This window comes from Desulfoprunum sp. (genome assembly GCF_053613775.1).
In genome coordinates, this window is sequence record NZ_JBSHXH010000005.1 from 105,439 (window position 1) to 129,071 (window position 23,633).

The following is a 23,633-nucleotide window of genomic DNA, read 5'->3' on the forward strand; positions in this document are numbered from 1 at the left end:
TTTCGAGCGCCAGCGAGAAATCTCGTTTTCCCGCAGAGATCAGATCCTGCAGAGATCTCTCCCTGCGGTCGAGATGACAGCGGAGGAAGGTCGAGATGACAGCGGAGGAAGGTCGTGATGACAGCGGAGCAAGGTCGTGATGAAAGGGAGAGGTGGTCGCCTCGACCTGTCCCCCGCTGGCGGGCCCAAAATTCAAGGCGCCGCCGGCATTCCCCGGTCCGGCACCATTTCCCACAGCAGCGCCAGGCGGACGTTGAAGACGTCGCTGCGCCGCGGTTTGACGGCGAAGGTCTCGATCGCATAGCTCTCCGGGTTGAACGCATCGGCCAGGGCCAGGGCCTTCGCCTCGAGTTCGGCGGCCAGACCGTTGAGTTCCTGCTGCAATGCCTGTACCTCGACCTCGGCCCGCTGCACGTCGCCCTTCTCCCTGACCACCCGTCCGGCGCTGCGCATCCCGGTCGCCGCCTTCGACACCGTTGTTGCCGACATGGCCTTGCGCCCGAGAAAGGCCCCGAGCACCGCCGCCCCAAAGGAGATGACGGTGTCGGCGGTCTTGGCGGCGACATCGGCCTTTTCCCTCTCGACCCGATCCATGGCCGCGCCGATCCTGTCCTCGAGCCGTTGCTGCCGCGTCCCATAGCTCTGGCGCAGTTTCTCAACCTCGGCATCCTTGCGTTCCCGCAGGAGATCGGCCAACCGGACCTTGAAATCGCCCAGGTGCTCGCCCGGCTGCGACTCCAGTTTCAGCGCCGCCACCCGGAACAACTCCAGCCTGCTGTTGTGGTAGAGATGGTCGGTGAAGGATCTGGCCAGGTCGCCCAGATCCTTGAGCCGGACCAGGGCCTCCGGCAGGGTGTAGTAGCAGCTGTTGGTCGGCGCCTGCCCGGCGCACTGGCCGAGTGGGCAGGGACAGTCCTCGGCTGCGGCCCAGTCCGGGGTCGAGAAGGTCTCGTCGAGGTAGAGACGAACGATCTTTTCTTCGACGATATCGATGTTCCGCGCGCCGTTGTAGAAGCGGATCGAGGCGGCGGCCGCCAGCCAGGGTTCGAACACCGGCTGCTCGGTCGCCATGTTGTGGAGCAGGTAGAGCTGTTCGATCCCCTGCGCCACCAGCGGCGGATGATCGCTCAGTCCGGCGGACGCGCCCGCCGGACCCGGTACAGGTCCCGGAGCCGCCATCACCGCCGGGATTACCGCGGCTGCGCCCTCGCCGGCTCCAACCGTCTTTCCCTGCGTCAGCCGCTTGATGTCGGCCGCCGACAGCGGACCACGGAGATAGCTGAGGACCCAGCGCGTTTCGAACAGGAGCGGGGTGTCGAGGTGCGCTGAGGTCAGAACGAACTGCCGGCCCTTCATCGCCGACAGCATTCCCTTGACCTGCTGCCGGTCGAGCTTGCCCTCGCTCGCGCCGACGATCCCGTCGAGCACCCGTTCCTGGTCCTGGCTGGTCTGCAGCCGGCCGACAAACCAGGTACCGATGTTGGCCAACCCCTTGTAGTCGAGGTCGACCGGATTCTGAGTCGACAGCACCACCCCGAGACCGAAGGCCCGGGCCTGCTTGAGCAGCAGCAGCATCGGCCGCTTCGACGGCGGGTTGGCGGTCGGCGGGAAGTAGCCGAAGATCTCGTCCATGTAGAGCAGGGCCTTGAGCGACGAGGTGCCCGACTGCCGCCGCATCCAGCCGATGATCTGGTTCAGCAGGGTGGTGACGAAGAACATCCGCTCGCTGTCGCTGAGGTGGGAGATCGAAAAAATCGCCGTCCGCGGCCGCCCGTCGTCGCCGTAGAGGATCCTCTGGATGTCGAGCGGCGCCCCCTGGAGCCAGGCGGCGAAGGTCGGGCTGGCGAGCAGCCCGTTGAGGTTCATCGCCAGGGTCATCCGCTGGGTCTGGGGATAGAAGGTGTCGAGGGGGAAGACCCCGACCTTGGCGAAGGGGGGGTTGACGATGTTGCCGATCAGGCCCTCGAGGGTCAGGTCTTCCCCCAGACGCCAGAAATGGATGAGGATCGAGCTGACGAGGATATGCTCCCGGCTCTGCAGCGGATCGCCCGCCACCCCGATCAGGGCGAGCAGGCTGGTGGTGGTCGAATTGACCAGACCGTTGAAGGTATCGGTGTCGTTCACCACCTCGGCGGCCGGGGCCTGGAAACTGCTGAGCACCGACACCGGCATGCCGTTGCCGCTGCCCGGGGTGTAGATGGTCATCGTCGTCGCCGCCAGCATGCCGCTGATCCGCTCCCGGCCCTGGCCCCAGCCCTGCAGTCCCTCCTGCCATTCCCTGGCGGTCTTGTCGGCATAGGCCTCGACGGTCATCTCCTTGCGCGCCGCGTCGGCGGGGTCGATCCAGGGCAGGAAATCCTCCGGCCGCAGTTCCGGGAAGGCCAGGAGGAGATTGCCCATGTCTCCCTTGGGGTCGATGATGATCGAGGGGATGTTGTCGATGATCGCCTCCTCGATCAGACCGATGCCGAGGCCGGTCTTGCCGCTGCCGGTCATGCCGATGATCGCGGCATGGGTGGTGAAATCCTTGCTCTTGAACAGCAGCGGCAACTGGGCGGGGGCCTGGCCGGCGACATCGAGCTGACGCCCGAGATAGAACAGTCCAAGTTTTTCGTAGAGCTGGGAATCCACGGCGTTTCTCCTTTGTATCCGGCCGGTCGACGGGCATCCTGGATGAGGTCAGGACCCTCATCCAGGATGCATCGGACAAGCCGGGTCTTCATTCCATTTGCCCTGAGCGGTATTCATGAATATAATAGCAGCAATCTGATGTGAAAACTATGATATACGATTTACCACCCTATTCTCAAGCAGGCTTTCAGGAATAACTGCACCTCGCCGTTTTTTCGAAGTGCGGGATAACCGACAGGAATACAGCCGCATATGAATCATATCCGCATCCAGAAGGGGTTGGATATCCCGATATCCGGGGGACCGGTGCAGGAAGTCAGGCCGGGACGGGATGTCGGCCGCGTCGCCCTGCTCGGGGACGACAGCATCGGCGTCCGACCGACCCTGGCCGTCGGCGAGGGCGATCGGGTCAAGGTCGGCCAGGTGCTGTTCGCCGACAAGAACAATCCCGATGTCGTCTACACCTCGCCCGGCTGCGGCACCGTCGTCGAGATCAACCGCGGCGCCAAGCGGCGCTTTCTGTCGCTGGTGATCGCCGTTGACGGGGAGGAGGACATCGTCTTCATCGACCATCCGGGGGACGATCCACAGACCCTGGCAGCGGCGGACGTGCGCGCGGCCCTGATCGCCTCCGGCCTCTGGACCAGCCTGCGGACCCGCCCCTTCGGCCGGATCCCGGCCGTTGCCGCCGCCCCGGCGTCGCTGTTCGTCACCGCCATCGACACCGAACCGCTGGCGGCCGACCCGCTGGTGATCATCGGCCGGGCCGCCGCTGATTTCCGGCGCGGCCTGCAGGTCCTGCGCCGCCTGGTCGCCTGCCCGATCCATCTCTGCAGCGCGATGGCGCTCGACGGGATCGACGATATCGACGACCTTCACCTGTGGCTCTTTTCCGGGCCCCACCCGGCCGGCCTGGCCTCCACCCACATCCATTTCATCGATCCGGTGCACGAGAGGAAGACCGTGTGGCAGATCGGCTACCAGGATGTCATCGCCATCGGCCACCTGTTCCGGACCGGCCGCCTCCAGACCGAGCGGGTCATCGCCGTCGCCGGCCCGGCGATCGGCAATCCCGGTCTCGTCACCACCCGGATCGGCGCCTCGGTCTCCGAACTCTGCCGGGACGAGACCAGCGACGCCCCCTGCCGCCTGATCTCGGGGTCGGTTTTAAGCGGGCGGGCGATGATCGCCCCCACCGATTTCCTCGGCCGCTACCACAACCAGGTCTCGGCGGTGCGGGAGGACAGCGGCCGCAGCCTGTTCAACTGGCTGATGCCCGGCCGCGACCGTTTTTCGATCAAGCCGGCCTTCCTCTCCGCCTTCCTGGGCCGGAGATCGTTTCCCATGATCACCGCCACCTGGGGCGGCCAACGGGCGATCTTTCCGATCGGCAGCTACGAACAGGTCATGCCGCTCGATATCATCGCCACCTCGCTGCTCAAGAGCATCGCCGTCCAGGACAGCGAAAAGGCCCAGGAACTCGGCTGTCTCGAACTGATCGAGGAGGATCTGGCCCTCTGCAGCTTCGTCTGCCCCGGCAAGAACGATTTCGGGCCGCTGCTGCGGCAATTGCTGACAACCATCGAGAGCGGGGGCTGATTCCCGGCAATCGAGCGACTATCACCCGCTGGACCACATATGAAAAAATTCAGCACCTTCATGGAAGAGCTCGGCCGCCATTTTGAACAGGGCGGCCGTTTCGAACGCTGGTACTCGCTCTACGAGGCCGTCGACACCTTCCTCTTCGGCAGCAACACCCGGACGGCCGGGGCGCCGCATGTCCGGGACGGTCTCGACCTCAAGCGGATCATGAGCACGGTCCTGATCGCCCTCAGCCCCTGTGTCGTGATGGCCCTGTGGAATACCGGCCATCTGGCCAATACCGCCCTCGCCACCCTCGGTCTGCCCGGCCCCGAGGGCTGGCGCGGCCCGGTCATGGCCCTGATCGGCTGCGATCCGGCCAGCCACCTGTCGAACCTGGTCCACGGCGCCCTGTACTTCCTGCCGATCTACATCGTCACGATGGTCGTCGGCAGCTTCTGGGAGGCCGTCTTCACCCTGGTCCGCGGCCATGAGTTTTCCGAGGCCTTCCTCGTCACCGGCCTGCTCTTCGCCCTCACCCTGCCGCCGACCATCCCCCTGTGGCAGGTGGCGCTCGGCATCAGCTTCGGCGTAATCTTCGCCAAGGAGGTGTTCGGCGGGGTCGGCCGCAATTTCATGAACCCGGCCCTGGCCTCCCGGGCCTTTCTCTTTTTCGCCTACCCGGCCCAGATCACCGGGGACCTGGTATGGTCGACCGTCGACGGCGTCAGCGGCGCCACGCCGCTGGCCCGGCTGGCCGCCGCCCAGCCGGGCCAGGTCATGCAGTCGCTCGACTGGAGCTGGTCCCAGGCCTTTCTCGGCACCATCCCCGGGTCGATGGGCGAGACCTCGACCCTGGCCTGCCTGCTCGGTGCCGCCATCCTGCTGGCCACCGGCATCGCCTCCTGGCGGGTGATGGCGGCGATGACCCTCGGGGCCCTGGCCTGCGCCGTCTGGTTCTGGCTGACCGCCGACGGCATCAACCCGCTGCGGGAGATCCCGCCCCACTGGCATCTCGTCCTCGGCGGCTTCGCCTTCGGCCTGGTTTTCATGGCCACCGACCCGGTCTCCTCGGCCCACACCGCCACCGGCCAATGGCTCTACGGCCTGCTGATCGGGGCCCTGGCGATCCTGATCCGGGTGGCCAACCCGGCCTTCCCGGAAGGAGTGATGCTGGCGATTCTGCTGGGCAATGTTTTCGCTCCCCTCCTTGATTTTTTCGTGATCGAGGCCAATGTCAAGAGGAGGAGACTGCGCCATGGCTGATGCATCCCCGCTCAAACCCTTCTACTCGGTGCTGGTCCTGGCCTTCGTCTGTTCGGCCCTGGTCGCCGGGGCGGTGGTCGGGCTCCAGCCCTTACAGGAGGCCAACCGCCAGCTCGACCGCAAAAAGAACATCCTTTCGGCCGCCGGCCTGTACCGGGAGGACCAGCCGATCGATCGCCTCTTCGCCGGCATCGAGACCCGCATCGTCGAACTGGCGACCGGCCGCTATGTCCCGGAGGACCGGCTTGCCCCCGAGTCCTACAATCAGCTCAAGGCCGCGCTCAGCACCGAGCTGGGCCGCAGCATCGATGCCGCCGCAGATCTGGCCCGCCTCCGCCGCCTGGAAAAATATTCCCTCGTCTATCTGGTGAAGCAAGGCGAAACGGTGCAACAGTACATCCTGCCGGTCCGCGGCAAGGGCCTGTGGTCGACGATGTTCGCCTACGTGGCGGTCGATGCCGATCTCAACCGCATCCGCGGGGTGGCCTTTTACGAGCACGGCGAGACGCCGGGGCTCGGCGGCGAGGTCGAAAACAGCCACTGGCAGCGGCTGTGGCAGGGGAAACGGATCTATGCCGATTCGGGCGAGGTCGGGATCAGGGTCGTCAAAGGGAAGGCCGCCGAGGATGGGGCCCAGGCCGCCTACGAGATCGACGGCCTGTCCGGGGCCAGCCTGACGACCCAGGGGGTCGACCGGCTGCTCCACTTCTGGTTCGGCGACGACGGGTTCAAACCATTTTTCAAACAATTGCGGCAGGAGGATACATCCAATGGCTGAGAGCACCAGGGAACTGCTGACCAGGTCGATCTTCAGGCGCAACCCGATCGCCCTTCTCATCCTCGGTATCTGTTCGGCACTGGCGGTTACCGGCCAGATGGCGACGGCAGTCGTGATGGCGATCTGCGTCACCCTGGTGACCGCCTTCTCCAGTCTGACGATCAGCATCGTCCGTTTCCAGATTCCGAGCACGGTGCGGATCGGTATCCAGATTACGGTCATCGCCACCCTGGTCATCCTGGTCGACCAGATCCTCAAGGCCTTTTACTTCGACCTGGCCAAACAGCTGTCGATCTACGTCGGCCTGATCATCACCAACTGTATCGTCATGGGCCGGGCCGAGGGTTTCGCGATGAGCAACCCGCCGGTGGCCAGCTTCATGGATGGCATCGGCAACGGTCTCGGCTACGGTTTCATCCTGATCGTTGTCTCGTTCATCCGCGAACTGTTCGGTTCCGGCAGCGTCTTCGGCATCGAGATCCTGCCGCTGACCACGAGCGGCGGCTGGTACGTCCGCAATGGCCTGCTCATCCTGCCGGCGAGCGCCTTTTTCCTCATCGCCCTGATCATCTGGGTGCTGCGAACGGTCGACCCGAGCCAACAGGAGAAAGACTGATGCATTACCTCGACATCATTTTCCGCTCGATCTTTCTCGAGAACCTGCCGCTCAGCTTCTTTCTCGGGATGTGCACCTTTCTTGCCATCTCCAAGAAGGTCAAGACCGCCTTCGGCCTCGGCATGGCGGTGCTGGCGATCCTCGCCATCGCCACCCCGGTCAACAACCTGATCCTCAACCACCTGCTCAAGCCGGGGGCCATGGCCTGGGCCGGCCAGCCGGATCTCGACCTGACCTTCCTCGGCCTGCTGATCTATATCGCCATCATCGCCGCCATCGTCCAGGTCATGGAGATGGCGATCGACCGCTACCTGCCGGCGCTCTACAACAGCCTGGGCATCTACCTGCCGCTGCTGACCGTCAACTGCGCCATCTTCGGCGGGGTGCTGTTCATGGTCGAACGCGATTACAGCCTGGGCGAGAGCGCCGCCTACGGCATCGGCGCCGGGGCCGGCTTCTTCCTCGCGGTGGTGGCCCTGGCCGGCATCCGCGAGAAGCTCGAGTACGCCAACCCGCCCCCCGGCCTGCGCGGCCTCGGCCAGACCTTCATCGTTGCCGGCCTGATGGCGATGGCCTTCATGGGCCTGGCCGGCATGGAACTGTAAAGGAGGACACGGCGATGCATCTCATCCTGTTCGGCGTGGCCACCTTCGTCCTGCTCCAGCTGCTCCTCGTCTCCATCATCGTTCTGGCCAAACGGACCCTGCTGCCGGGGGGCGATATCACCATCGACGTCAACGGCCTGCGCCGGATCCAGACCCGGCCCGGCGGCAAGCTGCTGACCACCCTCGCCGACCACGGCATCATCCTGTCCTCGGCCTGCGGCGGCGGCGGCAGCTGCGGCCAGTGCCGCTGCATCGTCAGGGAAGGGGGCGGCCAGATCCTGCCGACCGAGCGGTCGAAGATCAACATCCGCGAGGCGAAGAAGGGCATGCGCCTCTCCTGCCAGGTCGGGGTCAAGCGGGACATGGCCATCGAAGTGCCGCCGGACGCGCTGGAGTCGAAGAAATGGCGCTGCACCGTCGCCTCGAACAACAACGTCGCCACCTTCATCAAGGAACTGGTCCTGACCCTGCCGCCGGGCGAGGAGGTCGATTTCAAGGCCGGCGGTTTCGTCCAGATCGAGGTGCCGCCGCACACGCTGTCCTACGCCAATTTCGATATCGACGAGCGCTTTCTCGCCGACTGGACCAAGTTCAAGATGTTCCAGTACAAATCCCATGTCCATACCCCGGTGTCGCGGGCCTATTCGATGGCCAACTACCCCGGCGAAAAGGGGGTCATCAAGCTCAACGTCCGCATCGCCAGCCCACCGCCGGGCGGCGACCCGGGCATCCCGCCGGGCCAGGTCTCGTCCTATATCTTCAACCTCCAGCCGGGCGACGAGGTCACCATCGCCGGGCCCTTCGGCGAGTTCCTGATGCAGGACAGCGATGCCGAGATCGTCTTCATCGGCGGCGGCGCCGGCATGGCCCCGCTGCGCAGCCATATCTTCGATCTCTTCCTGGCGAAAAAGACCAGGCGCAAGGTTTCCTTCTGGTACGGCGGCCGCAGCCTCAAGGAGGTGTTCTACGACAAGGAGTTCGAGCAGCTGGCTGCCGAGCATGACAACTTCACCTTCCACCTCGCCCTCTCCAACCCGATGCCCGAGGACAACTGGCAGGGGCCGACCGGCTTCATCCACCTCATCCTCTACGACCAGTATCTCAAGGACCATCCGGCCCCGGAGGACATCCACTACTATCTGTGCGGCCCGCCACCGATGCTCAAGGCGATCCGGGAGATGCTCGACGGCCTCGGGGTCGGCCAGGAGAACATTCACTTCGACGACTTTGGCGATTGAAGCGGGAGTGCTTATATTCGAGACATGAAAACCTTTCTCCTCTTCCTGATGTTCACCTTCCCGCTGCTGCTGATCATGGCCTTCATGATCAACTTCTCCCGCCGCCGTCTGCGCCGCACCCGGCACGGCCTCACCGGCATGTGCCACAAAGACGGCGGGGCCATGTGCTGCAGCTGTTCGGCCCTGGCGAGCAAGCCCGACCCCGCCGCCGGCCCGTCCACCCACCCCCGTGATTAGCCGCCGTCAGCCATAAACCGTACCCCCGGGGCGAGGGCCTTTGCCGCAGCCGCAGGCGCCGACCGGTTTCGCGCCGACAAAATCTTTGACATTTTCAGAATGTAAACCTATTTTGGGAACGGTTGAAGCGGTGCTGGTTCCCGACTGCGGGACCGGTGGCAGATCGCCCCGGCCGTCATCGATCTTCATCCGGTGATACGTCAATCGAAGATGATCGATACGGCAGTATGTCCAGCTCGACATCGATCGCCGCCACAATGAGCGCGAACCCCTGCCGACGACCTGACGGCAGATCACCCACCCCCAATCATCCAGGGCAAGGAACAGGACGATGAACATCGGAATCCTCAAGGAAATCAAAACAGCCGAAAACCGCGTGTGCATGACTCCGGCCGGGGTGGAAATCATGACCCAGCACCAGCACCAGGTCCTGGTCGAAACGGGCGCCGGGATCGGCAGCGGTTTCGCCGACAGCGAGTACCGCCAGGCCGGGGCGACGCTGGTCGAAACAGCGGCCGAGATCTATGCCGCGGCCGATATGGTCATGCACGTCAAGGAGCCCCAGCCCGGGGAATACCCGCTGATCAAAAAGGACCAGATCATCTTCACCTATCTCCACCTGGCGGCCGACGAGCAGCTGACCAGGGCCCTGATCGCCGCCGGCTCGGTCAACATCGCCTACGAGACCATCCAGAAGAAGGACCGCAGCCTGCCGCTGCTGACGCCGATGAGCGAGGTCGCCGGCCGCATGGCGGCCCAGGAAGGCGCCAATTACCTGCAGATGAGCGAGGGCGGCCGCGGCATCCTGCTCGGCGGGGTCCCCGGGGTCGAACCGGGGAATGTCGTGGTGATCGGCTGCGGCGTCGTCGGCCTCAATGCCGCCCGCATCGCCTGCGGTCTCGGCGCCAGGGTCTATATGCTCGACACCAATCTCGACCGCCTCCGCTATCTCAGCGAAATCATGCCGAGCAACTGCTCCACGGTGATGAGCACCCGGCCGAAGCTGCGCGAATTGCTGCGGGAGGCCGATCTGGTCATCGGCTCGGTCCTGATCCCCGGCGCCAAGGCCCCGAAGGTCATTACCCGGGAAATGTTGAGGGAGATGAAACCGGGATCGGTCATGGTCGATGTCGCGATCGATCAGGGCGGTTGTTTCGAGACTTCACGACCGACCACCCACACCGAGCCGACCTTCATCGTCGACGGCATCATCCATTACTGCGTCGCCAACATGCCGGGCGCGGTGGCCTTGACCTCGACCCTGGCCCTGACCAACGCCACTCTCCCCTACGCCCTGCAGATCGCCAACAAGGGCTGGAAACGGGCCTGCCGGGACAACGAGGAAATCCGCCTCGGGGTCAACGTGATCGGAGGCCGGGTCACCTTCAAGGGCGTGGCCGAGGCATTCGGCATGGACCATACACCGATCGAGTCCTTCCTCAACTGAGGACGGCGCGGCAGGGCTCAGGCGATGAGCCCTGCCTCAACGACAAGGGCGCTCTCCCCGGATGGGGGCAGCGCCCTTGTCATTGCCCGTCCGCGGCTTTTTTTCAAGTACCGCAATACCGGCGGCCGGCCACCTTCCACATGATCTCCCGCAGTGATTCGGCCCTGATCGGCTTGGTCAGGTAGTCGTCCATGCCGGCGGCCAGGAAGCGCTCCCGGTCGCCCTGGATCGCATGCGCCGTCAGGGCGATGATCGGGATGTCGAGGCGGTTGCAGCCGGCCCGCTGCCTGATCGCCGCCGAAGTCTCGAGACCGTCCATTTCCGGCATCTGGATGTCCATGAAGATGCAGTCGAACACCTCGTTTTCGAGGGTCTCGAGGGCCAGCCGGCCATTCGGCGCCACCACCACCCCATGGCCCTGGTTGCGGAGCATCGCCGACACCACCTGGGCATTGATCGCCTCATCCTCGACCACCAGGACGTGGAGGGAGAGGTCGCCGGGATCGTCGGCCTCGATCGCGTCGCCCATCGCCGTCTCCTGATCGCCGCAGATCTGCACCGGGATCGAAAAGCGCACGACGGTCCCCTCGCCTTCGATACTCGACAGCCTGACTTCGCCTCCGAGCATGCCGACCAGGCGTTTGACGATGCTCAGCCCCAGCCCGGTGCCGCGGTACCGGCGACGGAAGGAACCGTTGGCCTGGACGAAGGGCTCGAACAGACGGTCGGTAAGATTGGCGGGGATGCCGACCCCGGTATCCCGGACCTCGAACAGCAGGTCCGCGGTCTTGCCGTCATCATGGTATCTCGCCTCAAGGGTCAGCGTGATATCGCCCTCCTCGGTGAACTTGATTGCGTTGCCGAGGAGGTTGAAGAGGATCTGGCGCAGCCGGGAACCATCGGCCACCACCCATTCCGGCGGACTGCCGCCGACGAGGTAGCGGATGTCGACCCGGTCCCTGTCGACCATGCTGTCAAAGGAGCGGAGCACCGATTCGACCAGGGCCACGGGAGGGAAGGGTTCGCTGACCAGGTCGATCTTGCCGGCCTCGATCTTCGAAAAATCGAGGATATCGCTGATCAGGCGGAGCAGGCTTTCTCCCGCCACCAGGGTAGTGTCGACAAAGCCCCGCTGTTCCCGATTGAGCGGCGTCTCCCGCAGCAGCTGCATCATGCCGAGAATCGCATTCATCGGTGTGCGGATCTCATGGCTCATGTTGGCGAGAAACTCGGACTTGGCCCGGTTGGCGGCCAGGGCGATCTCCTTGGCCTGCCTGAGGTCGCGGAGCACCCGCATATGGCTGGTCGTATCGCGGCTCACCCCGATCAGCCCCCTGAACGAACCGTCGTCATTTCTGAGGATCGAGATCAAGGTTTCGACCCAGATCACCGAACCGTCCTTGCATTCCCACTCGAATTTCCACAGTCGCGGGGATTCATCGCGGATGCCCCGGGCCTCTCGGGCCAGCCCCTTGCGTACCGCATTCTCGTACATCAAGCGGGATTGCGGTGCCATATTGCTGTAGGGCGACAGGTTGAGAAATTCTTCCGGGCTGTAACCGGTCAGGGCGGTCACCGACGGGGTGACGAAGGTGAACTTGAAGCGGTCGTCCATGACCCAGATCACATCCCGGATATTCTTCAGCAGCAGGCGGTAGCGCTCCTCGCTTTCACCCAGGGCCTGCCTGGTCCTGTGGTCCCGGGTGACGTCGCGACCGACACCGACCGTGCCGATCAACCGGTCGGCTTCGTCGAACAAGGGGGTCTTGTAGACATCGAGGACCAGATTTTCCCCGCGGACCAGCCCCGACTCGAGAAAACGCCCGGCCTCCCCCGTCTCTCTGACCACCGCATCGGAATCGATGCAGCCATCGCCGAAGGTGAAGTCGAATCCCCGCAGTTTCTCCCGGTCGGCAAAGTAGCGGAAATCCCTGCCGATCGGCTCTTCGGCGGTCTCGCTCATCAGCAGCCGCAGGCAGAGGGCCTTGTTGGCGAAGAGATAACAGTCATGAAGGTCCTTGACCCAGATGAAATCGGGGACCGTATCGGACATCAGCCGCATCAGGTTGTAGATGTCGAGGACCCTCGTCTCGCTCTCGAGCAGGGCCTCCTCCGTTTTCTTGCGTTCGGTGATGTCGGCGAAGAGGGTGAGCATCGCCGCCTCTCCGGCGAAGGCGACGGTATGGGCCGAGAGGAGGGCATGGAGAATCCGTCCATCCCGCGACTGGAAACTGGCCTTGAAATCCTTCACCTGCTCCTGGCGGCTGATCTCGGTCAGGAACCGGGCCCGCTCGTCGGAGACCATCCAGAAATCGAGGACGTTCAGGCCAATGGCCTCCTCCACCCTCACGCCGAGGTAGCGCGAGGCATACCCATTGAGATAGAGTATCCGCCGCTCAGCCATCGAGCTGATGACGACAGGGGCCATGAAATCGTCCATCAGCCGCTGCAGGAGCCGGTCATCGCCGCCAAGCCGCCGCCGGTCGTCGAGCTGCGCCGCTGCTGCGCCAAGCCGCTGTCGCAAGACAACCAGTTCGGCGAGGAGTTCTTCTCTGGTCTTGAGGTCGTCCGCAACCATCACCGTCTCCATCCAGCCATTCGATCATTCAATGATTTCGGTGACTGCCTCCCCCCGGACGGACAGCCCCATGCCACCAGTATATACGTTTTATGAGGATGAAATGAAGGAAAATCAGGCGGGGCCGGAGATGCCGGCCGATCAGTCGGCCAATCGCAGCGGATCGATACCCCGCAGGGCGAAGGCGAGGTACAGATGGGAGGCGGTCGACAGGGAGGCGGCCGGAGTCAGGATGATGTCATCCCACATCGGTTGGCCCGCGGCCACCGTCCCGTCGGGGAAAACGGCATGGGCGGCGATCGGCTCACCGTCCCGGACGGTGATGTAGCCGGCCAACGACCGGAGCACCTCTTCGGCTCGGGCGTGCCAGATTCCGGCTTCGACCTGGTCCCGGTCCCGTTCGTGTTCACGGGCCAGGCGACGGCAGAGCAGGACGTACTGCGCCGACCACTCCAGCGAGATGACCGCCTGCCGCCGCGACAGCGGCGAGTAGCTGATCCCCCGCAGCGCCCCCTCCTGCCGGACGCCGCAGCGCTCGACCATGGCATCGGCCATCCTCTTGATTTCGGCGAGCCGCGCCTGCCGGTCGGCGCCGAAGCGGCGATCGCCGAGGATCCGGGCGAGCGGCAGCCAGTTGATCGTATCGGCGGCCAGGTCCTCAAGACTATCCCGGCGCCACCCTCCCGCCTCCTCGACCTCGCCCCGGCGGAGAAGATGGTGGTCGCGGTCATACATCTTCTCCGCCAGCCAGGCGTAGGCCCGGTCGGCGGCCGCGCGGTAGCGCCCCTCGCCGGTTGCCGCGGCCAGCATGTCGAGGAAGGCGACGGCGCTCTCGTTGTTCTCGGTCGACTTGCGGCGCCACCAGAAGTCCTCGGCCAACCGGCGCGGCCCGATGCGGAAGCCGCCGTCATCGTCCTGGAGGGCGAGGATGAACTGCGCCCGGTCGATGGCAAGCTGCAGGGCCTGCCGCTCGCCGGTCCTGTTGAACCGGTGGAGGGCGCCCAGGCCGAGCCAGGCGTTCTCCCCGGTCTTGACCGACCATTCCCAGTCGTTCCACCACCAGGGCTCGGTAAAACCGCCGATGCGGATCCAGCTGTAGATCCCGGTCGACGGCGCAAAGCCGGCGGCCAGGGTCTGGGGCAGCCCGGGCCGGCCTTCGCCGGCGTTGGCAGCGGCAAAGGTCCTGATGATTTCCGCCCCATGGCGGCTGTCGGCCAGCAGCCGCAGGCCGGTATCGTAGAGCTGGGCGCCATGGCGGCCGATGGCGCTGGCGTCGCCGCCATAGCTGAGGACCAGGCCGGTGCGGGAATCGGCCCGCTCCTCGACCGCTTCAACGAGCCGGGCGGCCAGGGCCTGCCGGTCCGCCGGTGAATCCGGCAGGGCCGGTTCGGCGCGGGCCGGGACGATGGAGGTGAGCACGGTTAGGAGGAGCACGGTAAACAGGATGACCGAACGTGCCGCCGGATAGAAGGTGGTCGTCACGCCCCGTCCACCGTGCCGACAGCGGCGATCAGGCGCAGCAGTTCAGCCAGGTGCATGACCTTCACCGGCGAACCGGCGGCGGTCAGGGCCGTCTTCCACTGCATCAGACAGCCCGAGCAGGTGCTGGTGACGATGTCCGGCTGCAGGGCCAGCACCTTTGCCGCCAGGTCGTCGCGGATCAGCGCCGCCAGTTCGGGGGCGCCGATATGGAACAGTCCGCCCTGGCCGCAGCACTGGGGCCCGCCGGGCAGTTCCACCAGGTCGACGCCGGCTGCCCGCTGCAGGAGCCGGCGCGGCTCCCGGGCGATGGCGACCTCATGGCGGAGGTGGCAGGGATCGTGATAGAAGACCCGCAAGGGGCGTTTCGCCGCCGCCCCGATATGTTCCGGGGCTGCCGTTGCGGCAAGGCCGTCGAGGAACTGCATCATCTCCTCCAGCCGGTCGCCGACCGCCGCCGCCCGCTCCTGCCACAGAGGATCGTCGGCCAGCAGGTCGCGATAGTGGCGGAGATGGGCGAAACAGGAGGCGCAGGAGATGAGGATCGGGCCGGGACGACGTTCCAGAATCTCGATATTGCGACGGGCCAATGCCAGCGCCGTCGCCCCATCACCGGCGGCATGGTGGGCCAGGCCGCAGCAACCGAGGCCCTCCGGGACGACCAGGTCGAAGCCATGGCCGGCCAGCAGGTCGCGGCAGGCCGAAGCGATCTCGGGGAAGAGGTATTCGGCGGCACAACCGGGAAACCAGGTCAGCGCCGCGGCCTGCGGTATCGGCCGGGACACCGGTGCCGGCGCTGCCGGAACCTCCGCCGCCGGCGGTTCGAACATCGCCAGCCGCAGCCGCAGGCCGCTGTCGGGCGGCAACCGCCGGGTCAGGCGGCCGGCGGTCCGTCCCAGTCGCCCGGCCGCTCCCAGGATCTCCGGATGGCGCAGCGCCTGGCGGGCCAGGTACTTCTGAAAGCCGTGCCGGCCGTAGAAGCGGGAGAAACCGGAGCGGGCACGGATGGTCTCGCGGTTGACATCGATCCCCCGGGGACAGGCCCTGGTGCAGGCCCCGCACAGCAGGCACTTGGAGAAGATGTCCTCATAGGCCGGGGTCGGCCGGGCGAACTCCGGGACCGTGGCCAGATGGTTGCGGCCCCGGGCGGAATAGGACTCCAGGCCGCCGCTGGCCTTGTAGACCGGGCAGACCACGGTACAGGCCCCGCACTTGGCGCATCGGATGCTGTTGGTCACGGTGATGGGCCCTTGCCGGGTCGGGACCTCATTTCTGCCACAGCAGAAAGGCCTTGATAAAGGAATCGAGATAGCCGTCGAGCACCGCGTCGACGTTGCCCATCTCGTGATCCGTCCGGTGATCCTTGATCAGCCGGTACGGCTGCAGGACATAGGACCGGATCTGGCTGCCCCAGGCGATCTCCTTCTTGTCGCCGCCCAGGCCTTCCTGCTCGACCCGCTTGCGTTCCTCCTCCAGTTCGTAGAGCCGGGACATCAGCATCTTCATCGCCATGTCCTTGTTGCGGTGCTGCGACCGCTCGTTCTGACACTGGACGACGATGCCGGACGGCAGGTGGGTGATGCGGATGGCCGAGTCGGTCTTGTTGACATGCTGGCCGCCGGCGCCGCTGGCGCGGAAGGTGTCGATACGGATATCCTTCTCGTCGAGGTCGACAGTGACGCTGTCGTCGAGTTCCGGCATCACCATCACCGAGGCGAACGAGGTGTGGCGGCGGCCGCTCGCGTCGAACGGCGAGATCCGCACCAGCCGGTGGATGCCGAGTTCGGACCGCATGTAGCCGTAGGCGTAGCGGCCCTGGATGAGGATGGTGACACTCTTCGTTCCGGCCTCGTCGCCGGGCAGGATATCGAGGATATCGGTCCGAAAGCCCATCCGTTCCGCCCAGCGCAGGTACATCCGCAGCAGGATGCCGACCCAGTCCTGGGCCTCGGTGCCGCCGGCCCCGGCGTGGATGGTGATGATGGCGTTGCTGTTGTCGAGCTCGCCGCTGAACATGCACTCCACCTCGGACACGGCGACCAGATCCTGAAGGTCGGTGAGACGGAGGGCGACCTCATGGAAGGTGTCGTTGTCGTTCTCCTCCATCCCCATCTCGAGGAGCAGGTCGACTTCCTCCAGCTCGTTCCACTTGTTTTCCCAACCGTTGATGATCTCCTGCAGCTGGCCGTGCGCCTTCTGAATCTTCTGGGCGATCTCGGCGTCGTTCCAGAAGTTGGGGGCGAGGGTCTGCTGTTCCAGCCGCTCCAACTCGTCTTTCTTCTGAGCCAGGTCAAAGATGCTCCTTCAGGGCCAGCAGGCGATCCTTCAATTCAGTTATCCTCTGTTTCGAAACAGCTGCACCGGTATCAAGCGTCATGATTGTGTCCTACACGATAAAATTGATCAAAGCCGCCGCCCGGCCGACAGGGGCCGGGCGGCATGTTGTTACAGGTAGTGTCGGCGGCGCCGGCGCCCGGAAACGCTCCAGCCGATGGCGGCCAGCGCCGCTCCGGCGCACAGCGGGGCGAAGAGATGGCCGCCGCGCACCCAGGGGCTTTCTCCTGCCATCAGGATCACATCCTCAGCCGCCGCCCACGGTTCGAACAGCCCGGATTGGCGGACGACCCGGCCAAGCGGGTCGATAAAGCCGGAAATCCCGGTATTGGCGGAGCGGACCAGGCTGCGCCGGGTCTCCACCGAACGGAAGACCGTCATCGCCAGACTGTGGTGGGGGGCACTCGATTTACCATACCAGGCGTCATTGGTCAAATTGACAAGCACGTTGGCCCCGTTTCGCACCCACTGGCCGGCGATCGCGGGAAAGATGCTCTCGAAGCAGACCAGCACCCCGATCCGCCCCTGCCGCCAGGCCGGCGGCCGGCCGATGACCCCGGGCGAAAAATCGCCCACCGCCTCGACCAGCGGCGCCAGAAACGGCAGCAGCGGCTTGAGCGGGACATATTCGCCGAACGGGACGAGGTGGCTCTTCGAGTAGCGGTCGATGAACTCGCCGGTCGGGGCGATCAGCACGGCGCTGTTGAAATAATCATACTCCTTCCTGTCCCGGTCGACGACCTCGTACCACGGCGCCCCGGTCAGCAGGGCCATATCGAAGCGGGTGTTCATCCGCTGCAGGTCCTCGACGAACATGCTGCCCTCGGGATAAAAAGGCAGGGCCGTCTCCGGCCACACCACCAGGGTCGGCCGCCGCGGCCCATCGCCGCCGGCAAACAGCGAGGCGGTTCGGTCGATATAGGTGGCCACCGTCTTTCCCTGGTTCTCGGGCGACCATTTGAGGTCCTGGTCGATATTGCCCTGGACGATGCCGATCGGCATCCGCTCGGCCCCGGCCATCTGCTGCCCGACCTGGTGCCAGCGCACCGCCGAGTAGACCGCCACACCGGCGATCACGAGGACGACAGGCGCGGCCAGCCTCAGCCGCCCCGCCCCGGGTCCGGATCCGGCGCTGAGCAGCAGGGCCAGCAGGGTGTTGACCAGGACCAGGAGAAAGGTGACGCCGTGGTGGCCGAGAAGGTCGGCCACCTGGATCAGCATCGGCTGCCCCCACAGGGCATAACCGAGGTCCATCCACGGGAAGCCGCTGAACAGCCAGCCGCGCAGCCAGTCCAGACCGACCCAGAGGGCCGGCACCAGCCACAGGGCGGCCGGAGCGGGCAGCGTCTCGCCCAGCATTCGGGCGCCGAGGGCGAAGAACCCGACATACAGGGCCATGTACAGGGCGAGCAGGCCCAGCGCCGGCACCGAGAAATACCATGGCAGGCCGCCGTAATGGCCGAGCACGGTGACAATCCAGTAGAGCAGGACGAGAAAGTGGACCATCCCGGCGACCAGCCCGGTCCGGAAGGCCCGGCCCCGGATCCCGCCCCGAAGAGTCAGCAGCAGCGGCACCAGGGCGACCGCCAGCAACGGCCACAATCCCGGCCCGCCGGGAAAAGCGAGGGCCAGCAGCAGCCCCGACAACACGGCCGCCGGCAGCGGTGAACGGACGGTCAGCAGCATCAAACCGACTCCGTGGCTGCCAGGCGCGTGATTTCGATCATCTTGATGTGGCGCTTGGCGGCGCTTCTGACCACCAGCCGCAGGCCGTTGACCTCCACCGTATCGCCGACCAGGCCGAGACGGCCGAGGATGTGGATGACCAGCCCGCCGATCGACACGTACGGGCCTTCCGGCAGTTTCAGGTCGAAATGCTCCTCCACCTTCTCGAGATCGACCCGGGCATGGACCATGATCGTGTTGTCGTTGACGATCTCGAGATTGTCCTGGTCGTCGTCGTACTCGTCGTCGATCTCACCGACGATCTCCTCGACGATGTCCTCCATCGTGATCAGGCCGCGGATGGCCCCGAATTCGTCGGTCACCATCGCCATATGCACCTTGTTCTTCTGAAACTCCCGGAACAGTTCGCCGATCGGTTTGTTCTCGGGGACGAAGTGGACCGGGCGGAGGAAGCTGTCGAGGGTTATCGGACCGGCCTGCGGCCGGGCGCAGATCTTCAGCAGGTCCTTGGCGTGGATGATGCCGATGACCCGATCGGCGTTGCCGCGGTAGACCGGGATGCGGGTGAAACCGTTCTCGATCACCAGGTCGACCAGTTCCGACAGCGAGGAGGATTCATCAAAATCGACGATCTCGGCGGCCGGGGTCATGATCTCGGCCGCCACCGTCTCCCGGAAATCGAAGATGGAGTTGATCATCTTCTCTTCCATGCTGGTGATCAAGCCCTGCTCCTCGCCCTCCTCCAGCAGATCCTGGATCTCCTGTTCGAGATCGGCGGTCGTCTCCGGCCGCCCGAAGGAGACCAGCGCCAGCAGACGTTTCAGAATACCTTTGCGTTCAGCAGCATCCTGCTGATCAGCGACACTGTCCGTTTCCATGTATCGTTCGGGAACAGGGGTTCGAGATGGAGGGCCGGGATCTTCAGGCAGCGCTGCCTATCCCTGCTCGTGGCGGGAAGGTGTCCTCCGGTAATGCCAAGACATTTATCATCGACGGGGGAAAAAGCAATATCGGCGCGACTCCTCCCTGCATTTTTCCAAGGCCCAGCCCTTACCCGCCATCGCTCCACGGATCGCCTCCGTTGTTCGCGAAGCCGCGCTGCTCCTGGCCTGGCGGCGACGATGCATCTTTTTCTTTGCTATTTGGAGAGGCGAGACTATAGTAGGCTCGAATTATTGACTGTCCACTTCCGGTTCATTTCCGCAACATCATTGCCCTGGACAGCAGTGCGACACTTCTTCATTATACCATACGAGGAACAGTTTGGAAGGAAAGGTTCTTATCGCCAACCGGGGAGAAATCGCCATCCGGATCATGAATGCCTGCAAGGATCTCGGTCTCGATTACGCCGTGGTCTACACCGAGGCCGACAAGGATTCCGAGCATGTCCAGCGCAATATCACCTTTGGCCCCGGCCAGAACGCCTGGCGGATAACCAGCTACACCGAACCCAACGATATCCTGGCGGTGGCCGATCACACCGGCTGCACCGCCATCCATCCGGGCTACGGCTTCTTTTCCGAGGATTACCGTTTCGCCCGCCGGGCCTCGAACCGCGACCGGGCCCTGACCTTCATCGGCCCGAGCTGGGAAGTCATCAAGAGTCTCGGCGACAAGATCAACACCAAACGCACCGCCAACCAACTCGGCATCCCGACCATCCCCGGCACCGACGCCCCGATCTACAACGAGATGGAGGCCGAGGAGATCGCCCTGCGGCTGCTCGAGGGCCAGGAGGCCGACGGCATCGACAACCCGTCGATTCTCGTCAAGGCGGCGGCCGGCGGCGGCGGCATGGGGATCGAGGAGGTCACCGAGATCGAGCATTTCCGCCGGATCTACCGCCAGCTGCAGAACTATGCCAAACGCCAGTTCGGCGACGGCGGGGTCCTGATCGAGCAGTGCCTGCGGGACTACAACCACCTCGAGGTCCAGCTGGTCTGCTCCAAGCACGGCGAACGGATCCACTTCGGCACCCGCAACTGCACCATCCAGTCGACCGGCCGGCAGAAACGGGTCGAGGCCTCCCCCGGTTTCCACCCTTCCTGCTTCGCCTACGACTTCGACGAACAGAAGGTCCTCGACCAGATCGTCGAGTACTCGCTGAAACTCGCCGCCCACGTCAACTACGACAACGTCGGCACCTGGGAGTGGATCGTGTCCCGCAGCGGCCAGCCCTACCTGCTCGAAGTCAACACCCGGATCCAGGTGGAGAACGACATCTCGGCCCGCATCAGCTACATCAACGGCCGGCAGCCGAATCTGCTGCGCGAGCAGATCCGCCTCGGCCTCGGCGACAGGATCGGCTATCGCCAGGCCGATGTCGACTTCCGCGGCGCCGCCATCGAGCTGCGCATCGTCGCCGAGGATACCCGACGGGGGTTCGCCCCGTGGATCGGCACCATCACCGACTTCACCTTCCCGCAGCACGAGTGGTCGGCGGTGTACACCCATGTCCCCTTCGACCGGCCCTACCCCATCCCCAGTGATTTCGACCCCAATCTCGCCCTGGCCCTGGTCTGGGGCGACTCGATGGACGAGGCCAAGGCCCGGGCCGCCAGCTTCATCGACGAGGTGGTGATCCGCGGTAAGGATTCCAGCGACAACCCGATCGTCACCAATCTGGCATACCTCAAAAACAATCTGGATCGCCTGCTCGCCTTCTAAGACCAGCACCGGACGAAACACTGCCCCTATGAACGAACAGTTAAAACAACTGCATAAAATCGAAGAGCGGATCAACTATCTGCTGCAGGTCAAGGATTTCACCACCTGGGGCAACCTGGACGGCTTCAAGTCCACCTGCGACCGCCTCAAGCAGACCGTCTACGATCATACCGTCGAGGAACTGTCCGGCGAGATCCGCAAGCTCGACGAGTCGATCAGCTTTCTCGAGGAACGGGCCGAGGAACAACTGACCCCGATGGAGCGGGTGCGGATCGTCCGCAGCGCCCAGCGTTTCAGTCTCAAGGACATCCTCGAAAATGTCTATGAGGACTATACCGAGCTCGGCGGCGAGGGCGACGCCAATATCGACCCGGCGATGATCTGCGCCAAGGCCACCATCGTCCGCCGCATCAAGAACAAGCCCTACACCGCCTCGGTGATGGTCATCGGCCAGGAGACCGGCCACGGCGAGGAGTTCCGCAACGGCGGCTCCTGCCGGCCCGAAGGCAACGCCAAGGCCAAGCGGTTCATGAAGGTCGCCGAGACCGAAGGCATCCCGATCCATTTCTACATCTTCACCCCCGGCTCCTACCCGGTCGAGGAATACCCCGGCGCCGCCCAGCAGATCGCCCGCAACATCTTCGCCATGACCAAGCTGCGGGTGCCGATGATCTCGCTGATCTCGGAAGGCGGTTCCGGCGGGGCCGAGGCAATCGGCCTCTCCGACTACCGCCTGATGGTCACCCACGGCTACTACTCGGTCATCTCGCCGGAGGGAGCGGCGGCCATCGAAGGCCAGATCAGGGAAGGATCGAAGGTGCCGAAGGAGCTGATCGAGGTCTGCGCCGACCGGCTGCGCCTCACCGCCTACGACAACCTGAAAAACGGCACAATCGACCGGATCATCCATGAACCGCTGCTCGGTGCCCGGCGCGACGACTTCAACTTCTTCGCCACCCTGCGCTCGGAGATGCTGCGGGCGACCGACCAGGTGGTCCTGGCGACCAAGAGCTTCCGCGCCTTCCGGACCTGGGAGATCGGCCGCAAGAAGAACACCTCGGAGGCGCAGGAACTGCAGGTCGAGGTCCCGTGGGATCTCAATCGCGACGAGGTCAGGCGGCTGCTGGCCCAGCGATCGAAAAAATACCTGAGCATGGCCCGGCACGGATTCACCGGCACCCCCGGCACCGGCGCCCACCTCGCGCACCAGACCTGGGCCGGGGTGGAAAAGGTCTATTACACCCTGCGCTACGATATCCTGAAGAACCACAAGCGGCAGGTGCACAAGGTGATCAAGGATGTCTCCGGCGAAGGCTCGGTGATGCTCAAGCGGATCACCGAACCGTTCCACGCCGTGGTCAATTTCTGGTCCGACAAGAAGAAGGGCAGGAAGCCGGCGCCGCGCCTTGCCGTCCCGCCGAGTCCCGGCCAGGAGAACGGTCGGATAGTCGATCCCCTCGAGCTGACCGACACCTACACCAGCCCGCTGGCCAACGAGGACCGGACCGTCACCTGCCCGAATGCCGCCAGATACGGCTGCAAGGACCTGTGGATACCCGATCTCTACGGCGAATTCGCCGGGGTCTGCGAGACCTGCGGCCACCACTTTCCGCTCGAGCACCAGTGGTACCTGAAGAACATCTTCGACCCCCGTTCCCTCAAGTTCTTCAACAATGACATCACCTCCGGCAATCCCCTGGAGTACACCGGCTTTACCGAGCGGCTGGGGGTGTCGAAGAAGAAGACCGGCAGGAATTCCGGCAACATGACCTTCCATGCCCAGGTCAACGGCATCAAGATCATCGTCGCCATGCTCTACTCCGATTTCCGCAACGGCACGGTCGGTTCGGCCGAGGGCGAGAAATTCGTCCAGGCCTGCCAGCTGGCGAAACGGAAGAAGCGGCCGTTCCTCGCCTACATCCATACCACCGGCGGCATCCGCATCCAGGAGGGAACGCTGGGCGTGATCCAGATGCCGAAATGCACGATGGCGGTCAGGGAGTACATCGATGCCGGCGGCCTCTACATCGTCGTCTACGACAACAACTCCTACGCCGGTCCGGTGGCCTCCTTCCTCGGCTGCTCGCCGTATCAGTTCGCCATCCGCTCCAGCCGGGTGGGTTTCGCCGGGCCGCGCGTCATCCGCGAGACCACCGGAGTCGATATCCCACCGGATTATCACTCCGCCCGCAATGCCTTGAAACGCGGGCATATCCAGGGTATCTGGGACCGGCGGGAATTCCGCCGCAATCTCCACAAGGCCCTGCTGACCATGGGCAGTCCGAGCCTGTATTACCGGTAGCAAGGGCAAGGACATAGAGGCGGGAAGCACATCATTGATTTTTCCGGATCGGGCGGGATTCGGTCTTGACGTCACTACCCGCCTGTGATACATACATGGCACCAATGCCACAGGTGAGGGCCGTTAGCTCAATTGGTAGAGCATCTGACTCTTAATCAGCAGGTCCCCGGTTCGACTCCGGGACGGCC

Annotated in this window: 17 protein-coding genes; 10 read left to right on the plus strand and 7 right to left on the minus strand. The window is 64.5% G+C overall.

The genetic code is table 11. The annotated features are described in order from the left end of the window. Positions 1–192 precede the first annotated feature (192 nt). Positions 193–2,631: an ATP-binding protein gene (locus tag ACWGKN_RS12700; RefSeq protein WP_452095387.1), complete on the minus strand. Its 2,439-nt coding sequence runs from the start codon at positions 2,629–2,631 to the stop codon at positions 193–195. Positions 2,632–2,883: 252 nt separating this feature from the next. Between ACWGKN_RS12700 and ACWGKN_RS12705 the strand changes: the two genes are divergently transcribed. From ACWGKN_RS12705 to ald, 8 genes are all read left to right on the plus strand, one after another. Next, complete coding sequence (locus tag ACWGKN_RS12705; RefSeq protein WP_452095388.1) at positions 2,884–4,230, plus strand: Na(+)-translocating NADH-quinone reductase subunit A; 1,347 nt, start codon at positions 2,884–2,886, stop codon at positions 4,228–4,230. A gap of 39 nt (positions 4,231–4,269) precedes the next feature. Beyond that, entirely contained in the window at positions 4,270–5,478 is a 1,209-nt protein-coding gene (locus ACWGKN_RS12710; protein WP_452095389.1) for an NADH:ubiquinone reductase (Na(+)-transporting) subunit B, read from the plus strand. Beyond that, the gene (locus ACWGKN_RS12715) at positions 5,471–6,256 is read left to right on the plus strand and encodes a Na(+)-translocating NADH-quinone reductase subunit C (protein ID WP_452095390.1); all 786 of its coding nucleotides are present in this window, start codon (positions 5,471–5,473) and stop codon (positions 6,254–6,256) included. Before ACWGKN_RS12710 ends, ACWGKN_RS12715 begins: the two co-directional genes overlap by 8 nt. Then, positions 6,249–6,872, plus strand: a complete 624-nt coding sequence (locus ACWGKN_RS12720) for an NADH:ubiquinone reductase (Na(+)-transporting) subunit D (protein WP_035226919.1) — start codon at positions 6,249–6,251, stop codon at positions 6,870–6,872. The genes ACWGKN_RS12715 and ACWGKN_RS12720 overlap by 8 nt, the downstream gene beginning before the upstream one ends. Then, positions 6,869–7,477, plus strand: a complete 609-nt coding sequence (gene nqrE / locus ACWGKN_RS12725) for an NADH:ubiquinone reductase (Na(+)-transporting) subunit E (RefSeq protein WP_035226917.1) — start codon at positions 6,869–6,871, stop codon at positions 7,475–7,477. The genes ACWGKN_RS12720 and nqrE overlap by 4 nt, the downstream gene beginning before the upstream one ends. A gap of 14 nt (positions 7,478–7,491) precedes the next feature. Beyond that, complete coding sequence (gene nqrF / locus ACWGKN_RS12730; protein WP_452095391.1) at positions 7,492–8,715, plus strand: NADH:ubiquinone reductase (Na(+)-transporting) subunit F; 1,224 nt, start codon at positions 7,492–7,494, stop codon at positions 8,713–8,715. 24 nt (positions 8,716–8,739) lie between these two features. Beyond that, on the plus strand, positions 8,740–8,952 hold the full coding sequence (locus tag ACWGKN_RS12735) for a hypothetical protein (protein WP_035226911.1): 213 nt from the start codon (positions 8,740–8,742) through the stop codon (positions 8,950–8,952). Positions 8,953–9,283: 331 nt separating this feature from the next. Next, positions 9,284–10,399, plus strand: coding sequence for an alanine dehydrogenase (gene ald, locus ACWGKN_RS12740; protein ID WP_035226908.1), 1,116 nt, complete (start codon positions 9,284–9,286; stop codon positions 10,397–10,399). 103 nt (positions 10,400–10,502) lie between these two features. On the opposite strand, the gene ACWGKN_RS12745 is transcribed toward ald, so the two are convergent. From ACWGKN_RS12745 to ACWGKN_RS12770, 6 genes are all read right to left on the minus strand, one after another. Continuing rightward, the gene (locus ACWGKN_RS12745) at positions 10,503–12,977 is read right to left on the minus strand and encodes a PAS domain S-box protein (protein WP_424254387.1); all 2,475 of its coding nucleotides are present in this window, start codon (positions 12,975–12,977) and stop codon (positions 10,503–10,505) included. A 141-nt stretch (positions 12,978–13,118) separates the two neighbouring features. Beyond that, positions 13,119–14,459, minus strand: a complete 1,341-nt coding sequence (locus ACWGKN_RS12750; protein WP_452095392.1) for a hypothetical protein — start codon at positions 14,457–14,459, stop codon at positions 13,119–13,121. Continuing rightward, entirely contained in the window at positions 14,456–15,694 is a 1,239-nt protein-coding gene (locus tag ACWGKN_RS12755) for a (Fe-S)-binding protein (RefSeq protein WP_452095393.1), read from the minus strand. The genes ACWGKN_RS12750 and ACWGKN_RS12755 overlap by 4 nt, the downstream gene beginning before the upstream one ends. Positions 15,695–15,722: 28 nt before the next feature. Further along, positions 15,723–16,833 (minus strand): peptide chain release factor 2 gene (prfB, locus tag ACWGKN_RS12760; RefSeq protein ID WP_452095394.1). Its coding sequence is split into 2 segments (ribosomal slippage): positions 15,723–16,748 and positions 16,750–16,833, totalling 1,110 coding nucleotides; the frame shifts between segments, so codons are not numbered across the junction. Between the two features lie 68 nt (positions 16,834–16,901). After that, entirely contained in the window at positions 16,902–18,476 is a 1,575-nt protein-coding gene (gene lnt / locus ACWGKN_RS12765) for an apolipoprotein N-acyltransferase (RefSeq protein WP_035226900.1), read from the minus strand. Continuing rightward, a complete protein-coding gene (locus ACWGKN_RS12770) occupies positions 18,476–19,354 on the minus strand; it encodes a hemolysin family protein (protein WP_452095395.1) in 879 nt (292 codons plus the stop codon). The genes lnt and ACWGKN_RS12770 overlap by 1 nt, the downstream gene beginning before the upstream one ends. A gap of 385 nt (positions 19,355–19,739) precedes the next feature. Here ACWGKN_RS12770 and ACWGKN_RS12775 point away from each other — a divergent pair, with 385 nt between their 5' ends. Both ACWGKN_RS12775 and ACWGKN_RS12780 read left to right on the plus strand, forming a co-directional pair. Beyond that, positions 19,740–21,143, plus strand: a complete 1,404-nt coding sequence (locus ACWGKN_RS12775; RefSeq protein WP_035226894.1) for a biotin carboxylase N-terminal domain-containing protein — start codon at positions 19,740–19,742, stop codon at positions 21,141–21,143. A 28-nt stretch (positions 21,144–21,171) separates the two neighbouring features. Further along, positions 21,172–23,445 (plus strand): carboxyl transferase domain-containing protein, encoded by a 2,274-nt coding sequence (locus ACWGKN_RS12780; protein ID WP_452095396.1) that lies wholly within the window; start codon positions 21,172–21,174, stop codon positions 23,443–23,445. Positions 23,446–23,633 lie beyond the last annotated feature (188 nt).